At 43.3% G+C, this 19,331-nt stretch carries 15 protein-coding genes, 5 tRNA genes and 1 pseudogene; 19 read left to right on the forward strand and 2 right to left on the reverse strand.

Going from position 1 to position 19,331, the window contains the following annotated elements; all coding sequences use genetic code 11:
* Positions 1–163 precede the first annotated feature (163 nt).
* On the forward strand, positions 164–520 hold the full coding sequence (locus NSB03_RS16845; RefSeq protein ID WP_128824453.1) for a hypothetical protein: 357 nt from the start codon (positions 164–166) through the stop codon (positions 518–520).
* A gap of 175 nt (positions 521–695) precedes the next feature.
* On the opposite strand, the gene NSB03_RS16850 is transcribed toward NSB03_RS16845, so the two are convergent.
* Both NSB03_RS16850 and NSB03_RS16855 read right to left on the reverse strand, forming a co-directional pair.
* Positions 696–1,211 (reverse strand): gamma carbonic anhydrase family protein, encoded by a 516-nt coding sequence (locus NSB03_RS16850; RefSeq protein ID WP_121766377.1) that lies wholly within the window; start codon positions 1,209–1,211, stop codon positions 696–698.
* A gap of 80 nt (positions 1,212–1,291) precedes the next feature.
* Entirely contained in the window at positions 1,292–3,073 is a 1,782-nt protein-coding gene (locus NSB03_RS16855; RefSeq protein ID WP_024988278.1) for an aminopeptidase P family protein, read from the reverse strand.
* Positions 3,074–3,262: 189 nt separating this feature from the next.
* Here NSB03_RS16855 and rpsU point away from each other — a divergent pair, with 189 nt between their 5' ends.
* The 18 genes and pseudogenes from rpsU to ltrA form a co-directional block, all read left to right on the forward strand.
* Positions 3,263–3,454, forward strand: coding sequence for a 30S ribosomal protein S21 (gene rpsU, locus NSB03_RS16860; RefSeq protein WP_024988277.1), 192 nt, complete (start codon positions 3,263–3,265; stop codon positions 3,452–3,454).
* A 73-nt stretch (positions 3,455–3,527) separates the two neighbouring features.
* Positions 3,528–4,409, forward strand: a complete 882-nt coding sequence (locus tag NSB03_RS16865; protein WP_024988276.1) for a tyrosine recombinase XerC — start codon at positions 3,528–3,530, stop codon at positions 4,407–4,409.
* A 16-nt stretch (positions 4,410–4,425) separates the two neighbouring features.
* Positions 4,426–4,725 carry a ribosome hibernation-promoting factor, HPF/YfiA family gene (gene hpf / locus NSB03_RS16870; RefSeq protein ID WP_024988275.1) on the forward strand — a complete coding sequence of 100 codons (300 nt, stop codon included), beginning with the start codon at positions 4,426–4,428 and terminating at the stop codon, positions 4,723–4,725.
* A 97-nt stretch (positions 4,726–4,822) separates the two neighbouring features.
* Positions 4,823–4,896 (forward strand) — tRNA-Thr (locus NSB03_RS16875).
* A gap of 79 nt (positions 4,897–4,975) precedes the next feature.
* Positions 4,976–5,058 (forward strand) — tRNA-Tyr (locus NSB03_RS16880).
* A 32-nt stretch (positions 5,059–5,090) separates the two neighbouring features.
* Positions 5,091–5,163: transfer RNA gene (locus NSB03_RS16885), tRNA-Gly, on the forward strand.
* 12 nt (positions 5,164–5,175) lie between these two features.
* Positions 5,176–5,247: transfer RNA gene (locus NSB03_RS16890), tRNA-Thr, on the forward strand.
* A 49-nt stretch (positions 5,248–5,296) separates the two neighbouring features.
* Positions 5,297–6,481 carry an elongation factor Tu gene (gene tuf / locus NSB03_RS16895; RefSeq protein WP_024988274.1) on the forward strand — a complete coding sequence of 395 codons (1,185 nt, stop codon included), beginning with the start codon at positions 5,297–5,299 and terminating at the stop codon, positions 6,479–6,481.
* A 53-nt stretch (positions 6,482–6,534) separates the two neighbouring features.
* A tRNA-Trp gene (locus NSB03_RS16900) sits at positions 6,535–6,607 on the forward strand.
* 14 nt (positions 6,608–6,621) lie between these two features.
* Entirely contained in the window at positions 6,622–6,813 is a 192-nt protein-coding gene (gene secE, locus NSB03_RS20905) for a preprotein translocase subunit SecE (RefSeq protein WP_004296363.1), read from the forward strand.
* A 15-nt stretch (positions 6,814–6,828) separates the two neighbouring features.
* The gene (nusG, locus tag NSB03_RS16905) at positions 6,829–7,371 is read left to right on the forward strand and encodes a transcription termination/antitermination protein NusG (protein ID WP_024988273.1); all 543 of its coding nucleotides are present in this window, start codon (positions 6,829–6,831) and stop codon (positions 7,369–7,371) included.
* A 61-nt stretch (positions 7,372–7,432) separates the two neighbouring features.
* Positions 7,433–7,876, forward strand: a complete 444-nt coding sequence (gene rplK, locus NSB03_RS16910) for a 50S ribosomal protein L11 (protein WP_004307548.1) — start codon at positions 7,433–7,435, stop codon at positions 7,874–7,876.
* 15 nt (positions 7,877–7,891) lie between these two features.
* Entirely contained in the window at positions 7,892–8,590 is a 699-nt protein-coding gene (gene rplA / locus NSB03_RS16915; RefSeq protein WP_004310894.1) for a 50S ribosomal protein L1, read from the forward strand.
* Positions 8,591–8,605: 15 nt separating this feature from the next.
* Positions 8,606–9,124, forward strand: a complete 519-nt coding sequence (rplJ, locus tag NSB03_RS16920) for a 50S ribosomal protein L10 (RefSeq protein ID WP_024988272.1) — start codon at positions 8,606–8,608, stop codon at positions 9,122–9,124.
* A 46-nt stretch (positions 9,125–9,170) separates the two neighbouring features.
* Positions 9,171–9,545, forward strand: coding sequence for a 50S ribosomal protein L7/L12 (gene rplL, locus NSB03_RS16925; RefSeq protein WP_024988271.1), 375 nt, complete (start codon positions 9,171–9,173; stop codon positions 9,543–9,545).
* A 104-nt stretch (positions 9,546–9,649) separates the two neighbouring features.
* Positions 9,650–13,462 carry a DNA-directed RNA polymerase subunit beta gene (rpoB, locus tag NSB03_RS16930; RefSeq protein WP_024988270.1) on the forward strand — a complete coding sequence of 1,271 codons (3,813 nt, stop codon included), beginning with the start codon at positions 9,650–9,652 and terminating at the stop codon, positions 13,460–13,462.
* Between the two features lie 105 nt (positions 13,463–13,567).
* Complete coding sequence (gene rpoC / locus NSB03_RS16935; RefSeq protein WP_135037852.1) at positions 13,568–17,851, forward strand: DNA-directed RNA polymerase subunit beta'; 4,284 nt, start codon at positions 13,568–13,570, stop codon at positions 17,849–17,851.
* A 475-nt stretch (positions 17,852–18,326) separates the two neighbouring features.
* A pseudogene (gene ltrA, locus NSB03_RS16940) lies at positions 18,327–19,256 on the forward strand (group II intron reverse transcriptase/maturase); the annotation flags it as partial.
* Between the last annotated feature and the right edge of the window lie 75 nt (positions 19,257–19,331).

The raw sequence follows: 19,331 nt of genomic DNA on the forward strand, positions 1-19,331 counted from the left end.
GAGACTATGTGACGAATAAAAACAGGTCGGTAAAGCCTATCTAACATAATCTCAGGAAAATTTAAACAGGCTCTAATGCATGGCAAACATCCGCTTGTAATACTTCCGAAAAGAGTAAATCAGAATTCTATTTTTTTCGTTGGGATGCGAGAACCATCCGGTTATGTTGAATTTGCATCAGGCATTTCAGCTACCCGCCGGATATGACAAGGATACGGTTACTGTAGATTTACGCCTTCGGCTGATGGGTATGAGTAAGGTCTGTTTGCAGGTGATGGGAATGGATTTGCAGCAAAATTTCCTAAGGACAGATTCTATGGTGGTGCCCGGCGAAACGGGGTGGCAAGCCGTCCGGTGTTCGTTGCCCTTGAAAGATGTGCGGTATCTTATAGTGGGGATTGTAGGATGCAGCAAGATGAAGGCCTTATTGGATTTTCTGCCTTCTAAAGTGTATTTGGACAGGATGAGCATCCGTGTGGGCGGGCACTCGCGTGAATCGGCTATCCGTGAGATTATGTAAGATGTTGCCGGACACCTGTTTGATATACACGAACTGGAATCTTTTGTAGAAGAAGGAAAAGCTGACAGGTAGTTTCCCTTATCTGCGTTCTATGGACCGGCATTGAGCGTAATCATAAATACATAAGAAACTCCGCTACGTACAGGCAAAGCCCCTGCTGTAGCGGAGTCTCTTATTACTCCTTGTACCATTGGGCATACATCAGATAATTGTGTGCAATCTTCTGATTCAATTCCTTCGCCTGTTCGGGGTCTACTTTTTTGATGAATTTGGCAGGCACGCCGCCCCAAATGCTTCCCGGTTCAATCACCGTGTTGCTCAGCACCAGCGAGCCGGCGGCGACAATCGCACCTTCTCCCACGACGGCGTGGTCTAAAACCGTCGCTCCCATTCCGATGAGCGCATAATCTTTCACCGTTGCTCCATGGATGGTGACATTGTGCCCTACGGACACATGATTGCCGATTTCGATGACCGATTTCTGATACAACGTATGCAGGACACTACCGTCCTGAATATTCACCCCGTTGCCTATTCGTATGGAATTGACGTCGCCCCGCAATACGCTGTTGAACCAAATACTACAGTCGTTTCCTATTTTCACATCCCCGATGAGGGTTGCGTTGTCGGCAAGGAAACAATTCTCTCCGATTTCGGGCGTAAATCCCCGTACTGATTTGATTAAAGCCATAAAATGATTTGTTTCTGATAAAGATTTTTAGTTGATGCGACCGAATGTTGGCTGACACCTCGGGCTCAGACAAGTTCCGTTTAAATGGAAGCAGTAGCCTCTCGCAGCCAGTTTTTTTCTTCTTCGCTAAGATCCGGAGACAGCTGTTCGTAAACCGTCTGGTGATAACTGTTCAGCCATTCGATTTCCTCATTGGCCAGCATTTCCCTGATGATTCCCTTCGTGCAGATAGGACACAGCGTAAGGGTTTCAAACGCGAGGTAATCGCCAAACATACCTTCGCACGCTTTGCAAACCAGTGTCAGGTTTTCGATGCGTATCCCGTGGCTGCCGGCTTTGTAGACGCCCGGTTCGTTGGAAGTCACCATACCCGGTTGCAGCACCACCGGATTCTCGTTCATGCGGATGCTTTGCGGCCCTTCGTGTACGCTGAGGAAATGGCCTACTCCGTGTCCGGTGCCATGCAGGTAGTTCATCCCGTGGCTCCAGAGCGGCATACGCGCCAGCACGTCGAGCTGCACGCCACGGGTACCCGCAGGAAATTTGGCCCTTGCCAGCGCAATGTGCCCCTTTAATACGAGAGTATAGTCTCTTTTCTCCTCCTCGGTGAGTGCGCCCAGTGCGATGGTGCGCGTGATGTCGGTGGTTCCGTCCATATACTGCGCCCCGGAGTCTAAAAGCAGGAAACCTTTGGGCTGGAGCACGGCAGCGCTTTCCGGTGTTGCCGAATAATGCACGATGGCTCCGTGCTCTTTGTATCCCGCAATCGTGTCGAAACTCTCGCCCATGTAAAGGGGTTCGGCAGCCCTGGATTCATGCAGTTTTTGGTCGATGCTCAATTCCGTCTCCTTGCCCGACGCGACCGCGCCTTCCAGCCATTGGAGGAATTTGACAAGCGCCACTCCGTCGCGTTGCATGGCAGCCCGCAGACCGGCAATTTCCTGCTCGTTGCGGACGGCCTTCAGCAGCGCCACCGGCGATTCGCCCCGGACAATCGTGCATTCCGGACGGATGGCAGAGTAAACGGCGAAATTCGTCTTTCGGGGGTCGATAAGAATCCTCCTTCCGGAAAGGCCCTGCAAGAAAGTCTCCACCTTGTCATAATCATGCAGGCCTATCTGCTGCTCTTTCAGATAAGAAGCAACCTCCTGCGTCACCTTTTCCGGAGAGATGAAATAAACCGTCTCTTCCTGTGTGATAAGCAAATAGCTGACTACGACCGGATTGCAATGTACGTCGTTTCCTCTGAGATTGAGTGTCCATGCTATCTCGTCCAGAGCCGACAGGAATAAGGCGTCCGCTCCTTTGTCTTTCAATTCGGCGCGGATGGCGGATATTTTCTCCGCGCAGGTTTTTCCCGCATAGCAAAGGTCGTAGACAAAAGCCGGAGCGTCGGGGATGGAAGGTCGGTCTTCCCAAATGCGTTCCAACGGGTCGCCGAAGATGTCGAGCTGCAACTGGTGGGCAGCCAACTCCTCCTTCATCTGCTCCACCTGCTGCACGGAAAACATTTTTCCGTCGATGCCGACAGAATCGCCCGGCTGCAAATTACGGCAGAGGAAGTCGGTGAGGCCCGGAGTGTCCGGCAGTCCCTCCTTATATAAAGCAATGCCGGTGTCCTCCAGTTCCTCTCCCGCTTGCAGGAAGTAGCGCGAGTCGGTCCATAATCCGGCGTCGTCCATTGTCACCGCCACGGTTCCCGCCGAACCGGTAAAGCCTGAAATCCATTCGCGCGACATCCAGTGCGGAGCCACATATTCGCTCAGGTGAGGGTCGGTGCTGGGGATGATAAATGCCTGGATGTTGCCGCCACGCAATATCGCACGCAACGCATTCACTCTTTCTTTGATGTTCTGTTTCATACGTTCATTATATTATGGTAAGTATATTAATTGACTCAAAGGTACTAACTTTCTACGTTTAACGCTTTGTTTATGAATAGTTTTTGAGAAATATTTACCGAAAGTTTTGTGAATAAAGAAAGTATGTGTAATTTTGCAGCGCAATTTGACTGCGGAAATTTTTAATCATAACATATTAATAGTAACAAAATGATTGTAGTACCTGTAAAAGAAGGCGAAAACATTGAAAAAGCGCTGAAGAAGTTTAAAAGAAAATTTGAGAAAACTGGCATCGTGAAAGAATTGAGAAGCAGACAGCAGTTTGACAAACCGTCTGTAACTAACAGACTTAAGAGAGAACGTGCAGTTTACGTACAAAAACTTCAGCAAGTAGAAGATTAATAATTCGTAATTTCCTTTGAATTATTGAATTCTTTTCATACATTCGTTGCACGATTTTAGATGTAGCGATATTATGTTGATAGAATCTTTTCTTGATTATCTCCAGTACGAGCGGAATTATTCGGAAAAAACCGTTCTCGCGTACGGTGAAGATATAAAGCAACTACGGGAGTTTGCTCAGGAAGAGTATGGGAAATTCGATCCGCTGGAGGTCGAGGCTGAACTGATTCGTGAATGGATTGTTTCATTGATGGATAGAGGATATACCTCAACTTCTGTAAATCGTAAGCTAAGTTCGCTCCGGACGTTTTATAAGTATCTTTTAAAACAAGGGGAGGTGGTTGTAGATCCTTTATGCAGAATAAAGGGGCCTAAGAACAAAAAAACGTTGCCTGTGTTTTTGAAAGAAAGCGAAATGAATCGGCTGTTGGATGAAACGGATTTTGGTAAAGGATTTAAAGGGTGTCGGGACCGGTTGGTTATTGAAATGTTTTATGCTACTGGTATGAGACTTTCGGAATTGATAGGTTTGGATGATAAGGATGTGGATTTTTCAGCTTCTCTTCTTAAGGTGACTGGAAAAAGAAACAAGCAGCGGTTGATTCCGTTTGGTGATGAACTGCGGGATTTGATGCTTGGATATATTGACATAAGAAACGAAACGATTCCGGTGAGGTCGGAAGCTTTTTTTATAAAAGAAGATGGCAGACGGCTTTATAAGAATCTAGTCTATAATTTGGTGAAACGGAATCTGTCAAAGGTGGCGACGCTGAAAAAAAAGAGCCCTCACGTGTTGAGGCATACTTTTGCTACCACGATGCTGAATAATGAGGCAGAGTTGGGTGCGGTAAAAGAAATTTTGGGCCACGAGAGTATAACAACTACCGAGGTTTATACGCACGCCACATTTGAAGAACTTAAAAAAGTGTATAAACAAGCTCATCCAAGAGCTTAAAAACAAGGAGGTAAGTATGGATATTAGAATTCAATCAATTCACTTTGATGCGTCAGAGCAATTGCAGGCATTTATTCAAAAGAAAGTGTCTAAGTTGGAAAAATATTACGAAGATATAAAGAAAGTAGAGGTGTCATTAAAGGTGGTTAAGCCGGAAGTTGCTGAAAATAAAGAAGCGGGCATTAAAATTCTTATCCCAAATGGGGAGTTTTATGCAAGTAAAGTATGCGACACGTTTGAAGAATCGATTGATTTGGATGTGGAAGCGCTCAGTAAACAACTGGTTAAATACAAGGAAAAACAGCGTAGCAAATAAAAAAGACGCAAATATTTTGCGAAAAAGAAATAAATAACTAAATTTGCAGCCGTTTCGCTCGCGTTAGAACGTGGCGGTTGCATTTTTTAGCTAGAATGCCTCTTTAGCTCAGTTGGCCAGAGCACGTGATTTGTAATCTCGGGGTCGTTGGTTCGAATCCGACAAGAGGCTCAAAAAATGAAGAACAAAGATAGAACGTTGGAGTTTGTTATATTGTTTGATTTTGGTTCTTTTATTTAATGAATTGTAAGGGCAAATACCAGAGTGGCCAAATGGGGCAGACTGTAAATCTGCTGTCTTTCGACTTCGGTGGTTCGAATCCATCTTTGCCCACAAAAAAACAAAGTGATAACTTTGGCTAGAATGCGGAAGTAGCTCAGTTGATAGAGCATTAGCCTTCCAAGCTGAGGGTCGCGGGTTTGAGCCCCGTCTTCCGCTCTTTTTTTTCTTGCTGTTATAGCTCAGCGGTAGAGCACTTCCTTGGTAAGGAAGAGGTCCCGGGTTCAAGTCCCGGTAACAGCTCATAAGATGTAAATGCTGATTATTAATCAAATAAATAACAAGTAAAGCTATGGCTAAAGAGAAATTTGAACGTACCAAACCGCACGTAAACATTGGTACAATCGGTCACGTAGACCACGGTAAGACAACGTTGACTGCTGCTATCACTACTGTGTTGGCAAAAAAAGGTCTTTCTGAGTTGCGTTCTTTCGATTCTATCGATAATGCTCCTGAGGAAAAAGAAAGAGGTATTACTATTAATACTTCACACGTTGAGTACGAAACTGCTAACCGTCACTACGCACACGTTGACTGTCCGGGACACGCTGACTACGTAAAGAACATGGTAACTGGTGCTGCTCAGATGGATGGTGCTATCATTGTTTGTGCTGCAACTGATGGTCCGATGCCTCAGACTCGCGAACATATCTTGTTGGCTCGTCAGGTAAACGTGCCTCGTCTGGTTGTGTTCTTGAACAAGTGCGATATGGTAGACGATGCTGAAATGTTGGAACTCGTTGAAATGGAAATGAGAGAACTTCTTTCGTTCTATGACTTCGATGGTGACAATACTCCTATTATCCAGGGTTCTGCTCTTGGCGCATTGAACGGTGTTGAAAAGTGGGAAGAAAAAGTAATGGAGTTGATGGACGCTGTTGATACTTGGATTCCGCTGCCTCCGCGTGATATTGATAAACCTTTCTTGATGCCGGTTGAAGACGTGTTCTCTATCACAGGTCGTGGTACTGTAGCAACAGGTCGTATCGAAACAGGTGTTATTCATGTAGGTGACGAAGTTGAAATCCTTGGTTTGGGTGAAGATAAGAAATCAGTTGTAACTGGTGTTGAGATGTTCCGCAAATTGTTGGATCAGGGTGAAGCTGGTGACAACGTAGGTTTGTTGCTCCGTGGTATCGACAAGAACGAAATCAAACGTGGTATGGTTCTTTGTAAGCCGGGTCAGATTAAACCGCACTCTAAATTCAAAGCTGAGGTTTATATCCTGAAGAAAGAAGAAGGTGGTCGTCACACTCCGTTCCATAATAAATATCGTCCTCAGTTCTATCTGCGTACTATGGACTGTACAGGTGAAATCACTTTGCCGGAAGGAACTGAAATGGTAATGCCGGGTGATAACGTAACTATCACAGTTGAGTTGATCTACCCAGTAGCATTGAACCCAGGTCTTCGTTTCGCTATCCGCGAAGGTGGACGTACGGTAGGTGCTGGTCAGATTACAGAAATTCTTGACTAATACACAATAATTAATCAGTTCTCGGTCTTGTATCGGGAACTGATTATGTACACACGGGAGTAGCTCAGTTGGTAGAGCACCGGTCTCCAAAACCGGGTGTCGGGAGTTCGAGCCTCTCCTCCCGTGCTAATATTATTGAAATGAAAAAGGTAATAGCTTATATTAAAGAATCTTACGACGAACTTGTTCATAAAGTATCGTGGCCAACGTATTCCGAACTTGCTAACAGTGCAGTAGTTGTTTTATATGCTTCCCTGCTTATTGCATTGGTAGTATGGGGTATGGATGTCTGTTTCCAAAACTTCATGGAAAAAATTGTTTATCCACATTAAAAATAGGAACTTAAAATGGCTGAGATTGAGAAGAAATGGTACGTTCTGCGTGCTATTAGCGGAAAAGAAGCTAAGGTAAAGGAATATCTTGAAGCTGACATTAAAAACAGCGACCTTGGTGAATATGTATCTCAGGTATTGATTCCTACTGAAAAGGTTTATCAGGTTCGCAATGGCAAAAAAATTGTGAAGGAAAGAAGTTATCTTCCTGGTTACGTTTTGGTGGAGGCTGCTTTGGTTGGTGAGGTTTCTCATCACTTGCGCAACACTCCGAATGTGATAGGCTTTCTTGGTGGCTCTGAAAAACCGGTGCCTCTCAGACAATCAGAAGTGAATCGTATACTTGGTACAGTTGACGAACTGCAGGAAACGGGTGAAGAACTTAGTATTCCGTACGTGGTCGGTGAAACTGTTAAAGTTACTTTTGGCCCTTTCAGCGGATTCAGTGGTATCATTGAAGAGGTGAATAGTGAAAAAAAGAAACTAAAGGTCATGGTGAAGATATTCGGGCGCAAAACGCCGCTTGAATTGGGCTTTATGCAAGTGGAAAAAGAATAACGCGGAATTGTTACGCTGTTGTTGTTCTTCGTTTAATGTTTATATATAAATCAATAAAAAAATGGCTAAAGAAGTTGCTGGACTAATCAAATTACAGATTAAAGGAGGCGCTGCAAATCCATCACCCCCAGTTGGACCTGCATTAGGTTCTAAGGGTATCAATATCATGGAATTTTGCAAGCAATTCAATGCCAGAACCCAAGACAAGGCAGGTAAGATTTTGCCTGTTATCATTACTTACTACGCAGATAAGTCTTTCGATTTTGTAATCAAGACTCCTCCCGTTGCTATTCAATTACTTGAAGTAGCTAAGGTAAAGAGTGGTTCTGCTGAGCCTAACCGTAAGAAAGTTGCCGAGCTTACTTGGGAACAGATTCGTACGATTGCTCAGGACAAAATGGTGGACTTGAACTGTTTTACTGTGGAAGCTGCCATGAGAATGGTTGCAGGTACAGCTAGAAGTATGGGTATCGCTGTAAAAGGGGAGTTCCCGGTTAATAATTAATAAACTTCAATTGTAATGGGTAAACTGACAAAAAATCAAAAGTTAGCTGCAGAAAAGATTGAAGCAGGGAAAGCATACTCACTGAAAGAAGCTGCATCTTTGGTAAAAGAAATCACTTTTACTAAGTTTGATGCTTCATTGGATATTGATGTACGTTTAGGTGTTGATCCACGTAAAGCTAACCAGATGGTGAGAGGTGTTGTTTCACTTCCTCATGGTACTGGTAAAGAAGTGCGTGTATTGGTACTTTGTACACCGGATGCTGAAGCTGCTGCAAAAGAAGCTGGTGCTGACTATGTTGGTCTTGACGAATATATTGAAAAGATCAAAGGTGGATGGACCGATATTGATGTGATCATCACTATGCCATCTATCATGGGTAAAATTGGTGCACTCGGTCGTGTACTCGGTCCTCGTGGATTGATGCCGAACCCGAAGAGTGGTACTGTAACTATGGATGTTGCTAAAGCTGTAAAAGAAGTAAAACAAGGAAAAATCGACTTTAAAGTTGACAAGAGCGGTATTGTTCATACTTCTATTGGTAAGGTATCATTCAGTCCTGATCAGATTCGCGACAATGCGAAAGAGTTCATCTCTACTCTGAACAAACTGAAACCGACCGCAGCAAAGGGTACATATATTAAGAGTATTTATCTTTCTAGTACAATGAGTGCGGGTATCAAAATCGACCCGAAATCAGTGGATGAAATCTAATAAAACAGAGAAATAATGAGAAAGGAAGATAAAAGTACGATTATAGAGCAAATTGCTGCTACAGTAAAGGAATATGGTCACTTCTATTTAGTAGATGTTACTGCTATGAACGCTGCTGCTACCAGTGCATTAAGAAGAGATTGTTTTAAATCAGATATCAAGTTGATGGTGATTAAAAACACTTTGCTCCACAAAGCACTTGAAAGCTTGGAAGAAGACTTCTCTCCTCTTTACGATTCTTTGAAAGGTACTACTGCTGTTATGTTTTGCAATACTGCAAACTTACCGGCTAAACTGATCAAGGATAAAGCGAAAGACGGTATTCCCGGACTGAAAGCTGCATATGCAGAAGAAAGTTTCTACATTGGTGCAGACCAATTGGATGCTCTCGTTGCAATCAAGAGTAAGAATGAAGTTATCGCTGACGTTATTGCCCTGTTGCAATCTCCAGCGAAGAGTGTTATTTCTGCTCTTCAATCAGGTGGAAACACCCTTCACGGAGTACTCAAAACTCTTGGTGAGAGACCCGAATAATTTTCAAAAACAACAAAGTATTTAAACAATTAAAATCATACAAAAAATGGCAGATTTGAAAGCTTTTGCAGAACAACTAGTTAACTTGACAGTAAAAGAAGTTAATGAACTTGCAACTATCCTTAAAGATGAATACGGTATTGAACCTGCTGCTGCAGCTGTTGCTGTTGCTGCTGGTCCTGCAGCTGGTGCTGCTGCTGTAGAAGAAAAGACTTCTTTCGATGTAGTATTGAAGAGCGCTGGCTCAGCTAAACTTCAGGTTGTTAAAGCCGTTAAAGAAGCTTGTGGCCTTGGCTTGAAAGAAGCTAAAGACTTGGTAGACGGTGCTCCTAGCACAGTTAAAGAAGGTTTGGCTAAAGACGAAGCAGAATCATTGAAGAAAACATTGGAAGAAGCTGGAGCTGAAGTTGAACTTAAATAACATTGGCCTGGTAATCAGGTAATTCGGTTAGGAATCCTTCACAAGAGGATTCTTAACCTTTTTGTGTATATATTTCAAATTAAGTTCTCCAAATTCATTACTAGATGTCTTCAAATACTGTAAATCAAAGAGTTAATTTTGCTTCGACTAAGAATCCGCTCGAATATCCGGATTTTCTGGAAGTACAATTGAAGTCATTCCAAGACTTTCTACAATTAGATACCCCACCTGAAAAGCGTAAGAATGAGGGATTGTATAAAGTATTTGCTGAAAACTTCCCTATTGCCGATACAAGAAACAATTTTGTTCTTGAGTTTCTGGACTATTATATTGATCCGCCGCGTTATACCATTGATGATTGTATAGAGCGTGGGCTCACTTATAGTGTTCCCTTAAAAGCGAAGCTTAAGCTTTACTGTACGGACCCCGATCATGAGGATTTTGATACAGTAATTCAGGACGTATTCCTTGGCCCTATTCCTTACATGACTGATAAGGCTACTTTCGTCATTAATGGTGCCGAACGCGTAGTTGTGTCACAGCTTCACCGTTCTCCGGGTGTGTTCTTCGGTCAGAGTGTACATGCCAATGGTACGAAACTTTATTCGGCTCGTATTATTCCGTTTAAAGGTTCGTGGATTGAGTTTGCTACTGACATCAATAATGTGATGTACGCATACATCGACCGTAAGAAGAAATTGCCGGTAACTACATTGTTACGTGCAATTGGCTTCGAGAATGACAAAGATATTCTTGAGATTTTCAACCTTGCAGAGGATGTGAAGGTAAACAAGACAAATCTGAAGAAGGTGTTAGGCCGTAAATTGGCAGCACGTGTCTTGAAAACATGGATTGAAGATTTCGTTGATGAAGATACCGGTGAAGTGGTTTCTATTGAACGTAACGAAGTTATTATCGACCGTGAAACCGTACTGGAAGAGGAGCATATTGATGAAATTTTGGAGTCGGGAGTTCAGAATATCCTTTTGCATAAGGATGAACCGAATCAGTCCGATTTCTCTATCATATATAATACGTTGCAGAAGGACCCGAGTAACTCGGAAAAAGAAGCTGTGTTGTATATCTACCGTCAGTTGCGTAATGCTGATCCGGCTGATGACGCAAGTGCAAGGGAGGTTATCAACAACTTGTTCTTCTCAGAAAAGCGATATGACCTTGGTGATGTAGGTCGATACAGAATCAATAAGAAGTTGAATCTGACGACTGATATGGACGTGCGTGTCCTCACGAAGGAAGATATTATTGAAATCATCAAATATCTGATTGAGTTGATTAATTCAAAAGCGGATGTAGATGATATTGACCACTTGAGTAACCGTCGTGTACGTACTGTTGGTGAACAGCTTTCTAATCAGTTTGCTGTGGGGCTGGCTCGTATGTCTCGTACGATTCGTGAACGTATGAACGTTCGTGACAATGAAGTGTTTACCCCGATTGATTTGATTAATGCGAAGACTATTTCTTCAGTAATCAACTCATTCTTCGGAACGAATGCGTTGTCGCAGTTCATGGACCAGACAAACCCACTGGCTGAAATTACGCACAAACGTCGTATGTCTGCTCTTGGTCCTGGTGGTCTTTCTCGTGAACGTGCCGGATTTGAGGTTCGTGACGTTCACTACACACACTATGGTCGTCTTTGTCCGATTGAGACTCCTGAAGGTCCGAATATCGGTTTGATTTCTTCATTGTGTGTATTTGCTAAGATTAATGAACTAGGATTCATTGAAACTCCCTACCGTAAGGTAGAAAATGGAAAAGTGGATCTTTCTGATAACGGTCTGATTTATTTGACTGCTGAAGAAGAGGAAGAAAAGATTATTGCGCAGGGAAATGCTCCGTTGAATGACGATGGTACCTTTGTTCTTAACAGAGTCAAGTCTCGTCAGGATGCAGATTTTCCGGTTGTAGAACCATCTGAAGTTGATTTGATGGATGTTGCTCCTCAGCAGATTGCATCTATTGCAGCTTCTTTGATTCCATTCTTGGAACATGATGATGCTAACCGTGCATTGATGGGATCGAACATGATGCGCCAGGCAGTTCCTTTGTTGAGAAGTGAAGCACCGATTGTTGGTACAGGTATCGAACGTCAGTTGGTAAGAGACTCTCGTACGCAAATTACTGCAGAAGGTGACGGTGTAGTTGATTATGTGGATGCTACTACTATCCGTATTTTGTATGACCGTACGGAAGACGAAGAATTTGTAAGTTTCGAACCTGCTTTAAAGGAATATAGAATACCTAAGTTCCGTAAGACCAACCAGAACATGACAATTGACTTGCGTCCGATTTGCGACAAGGGTCAGCGCGTGAAGAAAGGTGATATCTTGACTGAAGGTTATTCTACCGAAAAAGGTGAATTGGCATTGGGTAAGAACCTGTTGGTGGCTTACATGCCTTGGAAGGGTTACAACTATGAGGATGCCATCGTATTGAACGAACGTGTGGTACGTGAAGACTTGTTGACTTCGGTTCACGTAGAGGAATATTCTCTGGAAGTTCGTGAAACAAAGCGTGGTATGGAAGAGTTGACTTCTGATATCCCGAATGTAAGTGAAGAAGCTACCAAAGACTTGGATGAAAACGGTATCGTAAGAATCGGTGCTCGTATCGAACCGGGTGATATCATGATTGGTAAGATTACGCCAAAGGGTGAATCTGATCCTTCTCCGGAAGAAAAATTGCTTCGTGCTATCTTCGGTGATAAGGCAGGTGACGTGAAAGATGCTTCTTTGAAAGCTTCTCCTTCTTTGAAAGGTGTTGTGATTGATAAGAAACTTTTCTCACGTGTGATTAAGAATCGTAGCTCTAAACTGGCTGACAAAGCATTGTTGCCTAAGATTGATGACGAATTTGAATCTAAGGTAGCAGACTTGAAACGTATTCTGGTTAAGAAACTGATGATTTTAACAGAAGGAAAGGTTTCGCAGGGCGTGAAAGACTATTTGGGTGCAGAGGTGATTGCCAAGGGGGCTAAGTTCAGTGCGTCAGATTTTGATTCGCTTGATTTCACTTCTATCCAGTTGAGTAATTGGACAAGTGACGAGCACGCTAACGGCATGATTCGTGATTTGGTGATGAATTTCATTAAGAAATATAAAGAATTAGATGCTGAGTTGAAACGTAAGAAGTTCGCTATCACTATTGGTGATGAACTTCCTGCCGGTATTATTCAGATGGCTAAGGTATATATTGCCAAGAAACGTAAGATTGGTGTAGGTGATAAAATGGCAGGTCGTCACGGTAACAAGGGTATCGTGTCACGTGTTGTACGTCAGGAAGATATGCCGTTCTTGGCAGACGGTACCCCAGTTGACATTGTATTGAATCCGTTGGGTGTGCCTTCACGTATGAACATTGGTCAGATTTTCGAAGCTGTACTTGGACGTGCCGGAAAAACATTAGGTGTGAAATTTGCAACTCCTATTTTTGACGGTGCAACAATGGATGATCTGGATGAGTGGACAGACAAGGCAGGATTGCCCCGCTACTGTAAGACTTATCTCTGTGATGGTGGTACAGGTGAGCAGTTTGACCAACCGGCAACTGTGGGAGTAACTTATATGTTGAAGTTAGGTCACATGGTTGAAGACAAGATGCACGCTCGTTCTATCGGTCCGTACTCATTGATTACTCAGCAACCTCTTGGTGGTAAAGCACAATTCGGTGGTCAGCGTTTCGGAGAAATGGAAGTTTGGGCGCTCGAAGGCTTTGGTGCTGCTCATATCCTGCAGGAGATTCTGACTATCAAGTCTGATGATGTGGTAGGACGTTCGAAAGCTTATGAAGCAATAGTGAAAGGTGAACCGATGCCGCAACCAGGTATTCCGGAATCCTTGAATGTATTGTTACACGAGTTGAGAGGTTTAGGTTTGAGTATCAACCTAGAATAAAATAATGAAGAATGCGTGGTGTCAACAAACCGTTAACGGTTTGTTGACATCCGTGTCTTTTTCAATTTCCAATGATTTAATTATCAAATCTCAATTATATAGAGTATGGCTTTTAGAAAAGAAAATAAGACGAAAAGTAATTTCTCGAAGATCTCAATTGGTCTGGCTTCTCCGGAAGAAATCCTTGAGAATTCGAGTGGTGAAGTTTTGAAGCCTGAAACCATTAATTACCGTACGTACAAACCTGAACGTGACGGTTTGTTCTGCGAGCGCATCTTTGGTCCTATCAAGGATTATGAGTGCCATTGCGGTAAATACAAGCGTATTCGTTATAAAGGTATCGTCTGCGACCGTTGTGGTGTGGAAGTTACTGAAAAAAAGGTACGCCGTGAACGTATGGGACATATCCAATTGGTTGTGCCGGTGGCTCACATTTGGTATTTCCGTTCGCTTCCTAATAAAATCGGTTATTTGCTCGGATTGCCGACAAAGAAACTGGATTCGATTATATACTACGAACGTTATGTTGTTATTCAGCCAGGTGTAAAAGCTGAAGATGGCGTGGCTGAATATGATTTGCTTTCAGAAGAGGAATATCTGGATATTCTGGATACACTTCCAAAGGACAATCAATATCTTGAAGATAATGATCCGAATAAATTTATTGCAAAGATGGGTGCTGAAGCAATCTATGATTTGCTGGCTCGTCTGGATTTGGATGCTTTGTCTTACGAATTGCGTCACCGTGCAGGTAACGATGCTTCACAGCAACGTAAGAATGAAGCGTTGAAACGTCTTCAGGTAGTAGAATCGTTCCGTTCATCACGCGGACGTAACAAACCGGAATGGATGATTGTACGTATCGTACCGGTTATCCCGCCCGAACTTCGTCCGTTGGTTCCCTTGGATGGTGGTCGTTTTGCTACATCAGACTTGAACGACCTTTATCGTCGTGTGATTATCCGTAACAACCGTTTGAAACGGCTCATCGAAATCAAGGCTCCGGAAGTAATTTTGCGTAATGAAAAACGTATGCTTCAGGAATCTGTCGATTCTTTGTTTGATAACTCACGTAAGTCAAGTGCTGTAAAGACAGATGCCAACCGTCCGTTAAAATCATTGTCTGACAGTTTGAAAGGTAAACAAGGACGTTTCCGTCAGAACTTGTTGGGTAAACGTGTTGACTACTCTGCCCGTTCGGTAATTGTCGTTGGTCCTGAATTGAAAATGGGTGAATGCGGTATTCCTAAATTAATGGCTGCTGAATTGTACAAGCCGTTTATTATCCGCAAGCTTATTGAACGTGGTATTGTTAAGACTGTCAAGTCTGCAAAGAAGATTGTTGACCGTAAGGAGCCGGTGATTTGGGATATTCTGGAACATGTAATGAAAGGGCATCCGGTATTGTTGAACCGAGCTCCGACACTGCACCGTTTGGGTATCCAGGCTTTCCAACCGAAAATGATTGAAGGTAAGGCTATCCAGTTGCACCCGTTGGCATGTACGGCATTTAATGCCGACTTTGACGGTGACCAGATGGCTGTTCACTTGCCTTTGAGTAATGAGGCAATTCTTGAAGCACAGATGTTGATGCTTCAATCACATAATATTTTGAATCCGGCAAACGGTGCGCCTATTACTGTGCCTGCACAGGATATGGTCCTTGGTTTGTACTACATTACTAAGTTGCGTGCTGGTGCAAAAGGTGAAGGTTTGACATTCTACGGACCGGAAGAAGCTTTGATCGCTTACAATGAAGGTAAGGTAGATATTCATGCTCCGGTGAAGGTTATCGTGAAAGATCTTGATGAAAATGGCAACATTGTAGACGTAATGCGCGAAACTTCAGTAGGACGTGTGATTGTGAATGAAATTGTTCCGCCTGAAGCTGGTTATATCAATACAATTATCTCTAAGAAATCACTTCGTGATATTATTAGTGATGTAATTAAGGTGTGTGGTGTGGCTAAAGCTGCCGACTTCCTGGATGGAATCAAGAACTTAGGTTATCAGATGGCGTTTAAGGGTGGTTTGTCATTCAATTTGGGTGATATCATCATACCGGAAGAAAAAGAAGCTCTGGTGCAGAAAGGTTACGACGAAGTAGAACAAGTCGTAAACAACTATAACATGGGTTTCATTACTAACAATGAACGTTACAATCAGGTGATCGATATCTGGACGCATGTAAACTCCGAGTTGTCTAATATCTTGATGAAGACAATTTCTTCAGATGATCAGGGCTTCAACTCTGTATATATGATGCTTGACTCTGGTGCCCGTGGTTCTAAAGAGCAGATCCGTCAGTTGTCAGGTATGCGTGGTTTGATGGCAAAACCGCAGAAAGCCGGTGCAGAAGGCGGACAGATCATCGAGAACCCGATTTTGTCGAACTTTAAAGAGGGACTTTCGGTATTGGAATACTTTATTTCTACCCACGGTGCCCGTAAAGGTTTGGCGGATACAGCCTTGAAGACTGCCGATGCCGGATATCTGACTCGTCGTCTGGTAGACGTATCGCATGATGTGATTATTACAGAAGAAGATTGCGGTACACTCCGCGGATTGGTTTGTACAGATCTTAAGAATAACGATGAGGTTATTGCTACTCTGTACGAACGTATCTTGGGTCGTGTTTCTGTACATGATATTATTCATCCTACTACAGGCGAATTGCTTGTGGCTGGTGGTGAAGAAATTACGGAAGAAATTGCCAAGAAGATTCAGGAGTCTCCGATTGAGAGTGTTGAAATCCGTTCAGTATTGACTTGTGAAGCTAAGAAGGGTGTTTGTGCTAAATGTTACGGACGTAACTTGGCAACGAGCCGCATGGTTCAGAAGGGAGAAGCTGTCGGTGTTATCGCTGCTCAATCTATCGGTGAGCCGGGTACACAGTTGACATTGCGTACATTCCACGCCGGTGGTACTGCTGCCAATATAGCAGCAAATGCAAGTATCGTTGCTAAGAATAGCGCACGTCTTGAATTTGAAGAGTTGCGTACAGTAGATATTGTTGATGAAATGGGTGAATCTGCGAAAGTAGTAGTAGGTCGTTTGGCTGAAGTTCGTTTCGTAGACGTAAATACTAACATTGTTCTTTCTACTCATAACGTTCCTTATGGTTCAACGTTGTATGTAGGTGATGGCGACTTGGTAGAAAAAGGCAAGCTGATTGCTAAATGGGACCCGTTCAATGCTGTTATTATCACAGAAGCAACTGGTAAAATCGAGTTTGAGGGCGTAATTGAGAACGTTACTTATAAGGTTGAATCGGATGAAGCCACAGGTCTTCGTGAAATTATCATTATCGAATCTAAGGATAAAACGAAAGTTCCTTCGGCTCATATCTTGACTGAAGACGGTGATTTGATTCGTACTTATAATTTACCGGTGGGCGGTCACGTGATTATCGAAAATGGTCAGAAGGTGAAAGCCGGTGAAGTAATCGTGAAGATTCCGCGTGCCGTAGGTAAGGCGGGTGATATCACGGGTGGTCTTCCTCGTGTTACTGAATTGTTTGAGGCCCGTAATCCGTCTAATCCTGCTGTTGTTTCTGAAATTGACGGTGAGGTAACGATGGGCAAGATTAAACGTGGTAACCGTGAGATTATCGTAACTTCTAAGACTGGTGAGGTCAAGAAATATCTAGTTGCGTTGTCTAAGCAGATCCTGGTACAGGAAAATGACTATGTACGTGCTGGTACTCCGTTGTCTGACGGTGCTACTACTCCGGCAGATATTTTGGCTATTAAAGGTCCTACTGCTGTACAGGAATATATCGTGAATGAAGTTCAGGATGTGTACCGTTTGCAGGGTGTGAAGATAAACGACAAGCATTTCGAGATTATCGTTCGTCAGATGATGCGTAAGGTTCAGATTGACGAACCGGGCGATACCCGCTTCTTGGAACAACAGGTGGTAGACAAACTTGAGTTCATGGAAGAGAACGACCGTATCTGGGGCAAGAAGGTGGTAACTGATGCTGGTGATTCTCAGAACTTGCAGCCGGGACAGATTGTGACAGCCCGCAAGTTGCGCGATGAAAACAGTATGTTGAAACGCCGCGACTTGAAACCGGTTGAGGTTCGTGACGCTGTTGCTGCTACATCTACTCAGATTCTTCAAGGTATCACACGTGCCGCATTGCAGACTTCAAGCTTTATGTCGGCTGCATCTTTCCAGGAAACGACGAAAGTGCTCAACGAAGCTGCCATCAACGGCAAGGTTGACCGTCTGGAAGGTATGAAGGAAAATGTGATTTGCGGTCACTTGATTCCGGCAGGTACAGGACAGCGTGAATTCGAGAAGCTGATTGTCGGTTCGAAAGAAGAGTATGACCGTATCTTGGCTAATAAGAAAACCGTACTTGACTACAGCGAAGTAGAATAATACAATTCAATTGACTATATGAAAAAGGAGCGATTGCCCAAGAGGGTGATTGCTCCTTTTTGTTCGCCCAACATGAGCGAACTGCTTTAGGATGTAAGTCCCGAACGAGCCCTGATAGTGGGAATCGTTATCCAAGAGCAAGGGTGTCCATTGTGAAATGGAATCTGAAGGAAGCTGGCAGCAAAATCTCGGCTCTACGAACAGAAACCGATTATGAGGCTACCTATGGTGGCCGAGTTTGCGAAACAAAACGAAGTCCTATAACTATCCGAACCCTATGTAGTATATTCAGAGAGCATATGAGATGAAAGCAGTCGCACTTAACTGTGGAGGTCTCTCGGACAGGTACAACTATCTTTGTATCTGGTTGAAACAGGATTTGTCGTGAGAAGTCAGCAGACGCCATAGTACCTATTACTCATCATAATGGGGAAGGGCTGAACCTTAATTACGTAAGATACATGAATGTTACCTTATGAATGGAAGAAAGCAGAACATAGATACTCTATCCGACCAATTGGCACTGAAGGTGGAACCCGATGTGCAGACTTTCATGGGGATAACTGAAAATCATCTTACAGCCTTTAAACACGCGAAAGTCGGATTACTAGAATATATCCTTTCCCCTTCTAATCTAAATCTGGCTTATAAACAGGTGAAGAATAATAAGGGTAGTGGCGGCATTGATAGAATGAAGGTGGATGACCTTCTTCCTTATCTTCTGTGCCACAAGGATAAACTGATATCCTCCATTTATGATGGTAAATACCATCCCAACCCCGTGCGTCGGGTTGAGATTCCCAAATCGAATGGAAAGAAACGTAATTTGGGTATCCCCACCGTAGTTGATCGTTTGATTCAGTAAGCCATCTCTCAAGTGCTTCAACCTCTTTATGAGCCCCAATTTTCACCTACCAGTTATGGTTTCCGCCCTCATCGTAGTGCCCATGATGCGCTATTAAAATGTGGTGAATACATCTCTGCCGGTTATGTGTTCACGGTCGATATGGATTTGGAGAAATTCTTTGATACTGTCTGCCATAGTAAGTTGATAGAAATCCTGTCACGTACAATCAAAGACGGTCGTGTAGTCTCTTTGATTCATAAATATCTGAATTCTGGTGTACTTATAGGAGGAAATACGGAGGGTACTTTAGTCGGAGTACCTCAGGGTGGTCCATTGAGTCCCTTGTTGAGTAACACCGTGCTTAATGAACCTGATAAAGAACTAATCCGAAAGGGGCATCTCTTTGTCTGCTATGCCGATGATTCTATGGTATTCTGCCGAAGTGAAAGTGCGGCAAAACAAACCAAAGAGTCCATTACCCGATTTATAGAAGGAAAACTTCATCAGAGAGTAAACAGAGAAAAAACAATAGTCTCATATGTCAAAGGTGTAAAATACTAAGAGCCTGTTTAAATTTTCCTGAGATTATGTTAGATAGGCTTTACCGACCAGTTTTTATTCGTCACATAGTCT

The organism is Bacteroides acidifaciens (assembly GCF_024623065.1).
Classification (GTDB): domain Bacteria; phylum Bacteroidota; class Bacteroidia; order Bacteroidales; family Bacteroidaceae; genus Bacteroides; species Bacteroides acidifaciens.

Coding starts and splice junctions, on each gene's coding strand:
- NSB03_RS16845 (WP_128824453.1), top strand. CDS start 164: ATGTTGAATTTGCATCAGGCATTTCAGCTACCCGCCGGATATGACAAG.
- NSB03_RS16850 (WP_121766377.1), bottom strand. CDS start 1,211: ATGGCTTTAATCAAATCAGTACGGGGATTTACGCCCGAAATCGGAGAG.
- NSB03_RS16855 (WP_024988278.1), bottom strand. CDS start 3,073: ATGAAACAGAACATCAAAGAAAGAGTGAATGCGTTGCGTGCGATATTG.
- rpsU (WP_024988277.1), top strand. CDS start 3,263: ATGATTGTAGTACCTGTAAAAGAAGGCGAAAACATTGAAAAAGCGCTG.
- NSB03_RS16865 (WP_024988276.1), top strand. CDS start 3,528: ATGTTGATAGAATCTTTTCTTGATTATCTCCAGTACGAGCGGAATTAT.
- hpf (WP_024988275.1), top strand. CDS start 4,426: ATGGATATTAGAATTCAATCAATTCACTTTGATGCGTCAGAGCAATTG.
- tuf (WP_024988274.1), top strand. CDS start 5,297: ATGGCTAAAGAGAAATTTGAACGTACCAAACCGCACGTAAACATTGGT.
- secE (WP_004296363.1), top strand. CDS start 6,622: ATGAAAAAGGTAATAGCTTATATTAAAGAATCTTACGACGAACTTGTT.
- nusG (WP_024988273.1), top strand. CDS start 6,829: ATGGCTGAGATTGAGAAGAAATGGTACGTTCTGCGTGCTATTAGCGGA.
- rplK (WP_004307548.1), top strand. CDS start 7,433: ATGGCTAAAGAAGTTGCTGGACTAATCAAATTACAGATTAAAGGAGGC.
- rplA (WP_004310894.1), top strand. CDS start 7,892: ATGGGTAAACTGACAAAAAATCAAAAGTTAGCTGCAGAAAAGATTGAA.
- rplJ (WP_024988272.1), top strand. CDS start 8,606: ATGAGAAAGGAAGATAAAAGTACGATTATAGAGCAAATTGCTGCTACA.
- rplL (WP_024988271.1), top strand. CDS start 9,171: ATGGCAGATTTGAAAGCTTTTGCAGAACAACTAGTTAACTTGACAGTA.
- rpoB (WP_024988270.1), top strand. CDS start 9,650: ATGTCTTCAAATACTGTAAATCAAAGAGTTAATTTTGCTTCGACTAAG.
- rpoC (WP_135037852.1), top strand. CDS start 13,568: ATGGCTTTTAGAAAAGAAAATAAGACGAAAAGTAATTTCTCGAAGATC.